Annotated in this window: 1 protein-coding gene and 1 pseudogene; one reads left to right on the top strand and one right to left on the bottom strand. The window is 61.4% G+C overall.

Features of this window, described 5'->3' with window-relative positions; translation table 11 throughout:
- The first annotated feature begins 60 nt into the window (after positions 1-60).
- Positions 61-1,629, top strand: coding sequence for a SulP family inorganic anion transporter (locus HX803_RS31740; RefSeq protein WP_178926018.1), 1,569 nt, complete (start codon positions 61-63; stop codon positions 1,627-1,629).
- A gap of 114 nt (positions 1,630-1,743) precedes the next feature.
- Here the strand turns inward: HX803_RS31740 and aroE are convergent.
- Positions 1,744-1,853, bottom strand: a pseudogene (aroE, locus tag HX803_RS31735) (shikimate dehydrogenase); the annotation flags it as partial.

Raw genomic sequence — 1,853 nt, 5'->3', positions numbered from 1 at the left:
GCTCCCACAGGGTTTTGTATGTACTGATATTCTGCGTAAAACCTTCAAACCGAGACCCTGATGCCCCGGCCCACCCGCCACACTCTTTTCCCCTTCCTGCGCTGGCTGCCGCGCCAAACCCGCGCCAGCGTGGGGCGGGACGCAATCGTCGGCCTCAGCGGCGCGGTGCTCGCCCTGCCGCAGTCGATTGCCTACGCATTGATCGCCGGTCTCCCACCCGAATATGGCTTGTACGCGGCCATTATCCCGGTGCTGATCGCGTGCCTGTGGGGTTCGTCGTGGCACCTGATCTGTGGGCCCACAGCGGCGATTTCCATTGTTCTTTACGCCAGCGTCAGCCCGTTGGCCGTGCCGGGGTCGCAGGACTACATCACCTTGATCCTGTTGCTGACATTCCTCGCCGGGGTTTTCCAGTGGCTGTTGGGCATGCTGCGCTTTGGCGCGCTGGTGAATTTTGTCTCCCATTCGGTGGTGCTCGGGTTCACCTTGGGTGCAGCCGTGGTGATTGCGCTCGGACAATTACCCAATCTGCTGGGGCTGGATTTACCGAGCCAGGCCACAGCAATCAACAGCCTGCTGGCACTGGTCCATCACAGCGGCGAATGGGACCATGCCTCACTCCTCCTCGGAGTAGGCACGTTACTGGTGGGCGCGCTGCTCAAATACCTCGTACCACGCTGGCCAACCCTGTTGATCGCGCTGGCGCTGGGCAGCCTGGTCGCCTGGTTATGGCCGGCGATGTTCGGGCATGTGGCACTGGTCAGTTCGTTTATCGGCAAACTGCCGCCGTTCAGCCCGTTGCCCATGGACCTGGATGTGATCCTGCGCCTGCTGCCGAGCGCCGTGGCGGTGGGCATGTTGGGGCTGGTGACCAGCCTGTCGATCGCCCGCTCGCTGTCGGCGCGTTCGCAACAGCTGCTCGACGCCAACCAGGAAGTGCGTGCGCAGGGGTTATCCAACATCGTCGGCGGATTTTTCTCCGGGTATTTGTCAGCGGGTTCCTTTACCCGCTCCGGCCTGAGCTACGAGGCGGGCGCCTGTTCGCCGTTGGCCGGCATCTTTTCTGCCTTGTGGGTGGCGCTGTTTGCGTTGTTTGGCGCGGCGTTGATCGCCCACATTCCGATCCCGAGCATGGCCGCCAGCATCTTGCTGATCAGTTGGGGGCTGGTTGACCGTCGCGGCATTCGCGCCTTATTCCGCGTCAGTCGCGCCGAATTTGTGGTGATGAGCCTGACCTGCATCGCCACCTTGCTGCTGGAACTGCAAACAGCAATTTATGCGGGCGTGCTGGCGTCGCTGTTTTTCTATCTCAAGCGCACGTCGCAACCCCGAGTGCAGCAATGGCGTGACGGCGATGAAGATGTGTTGCGGGTAGGGGGGTCGATCTTCTTCGGCGCCAGCCACTACCTGCAGGTGCGCCTGCAGAGCCTGCAGGGTGAGCGGGTGGTGATTGAGGCCCAGCAGATCAACTTTATCGATTACTCCGGGGTGGAGATGCTGCACCAGGAGGCGCGACGGTTGCGTGGGCTGGGGCGCAGCCTGACGTTGCGGCGGGCGCGGCCGCAGGTAGTAGAAGAGTTGAAAAAGCTGGAAGGGGCCGACAGCTGCCCTATCAATTTTCAGGATTGAACGCAGTTAAAAATGTGGGAGCGGGCTTGCTCGCGAATGCGGTGATTCAGCTAAGTAATTTTTGGCTGACATACCTCATTCGCGAGCAAGCCCGCTCCCACATTTAGTTCTGTATCAGCCCAGTTGGCGGCGGAGTTCAGCCAGTACGGGCGCCGATTCCGGGCGCACACCGCGCCACAGGAAGAAGGCTTCCGCCGCTTGCTCAACCAGACTACCCAGACCAT

The organism is Pseudomonas sp. P7548 (assembly GCF_013386585.1).
GTDB lineage: Bacteria > Pseudomonadota > Gammaproteobacteria > Pseudomonadales > Pseudomonadaceae > Aquipseudomonas.
Note: the sequence above shows the minus strand (reverse complement) of the source record. Positions and strands in the feature narration are given on the sequence as shown.

Bases quoted from the DNA above. Each gene is read 5' to 3' on its own strand.
- HX803_RS31740 (WP_178926018.1), top strand. From the start codon at position 61: ATGCCCCGGCCCACCCGCCACACTCTTTTCCCCTTCCTGCGCTGGCTG.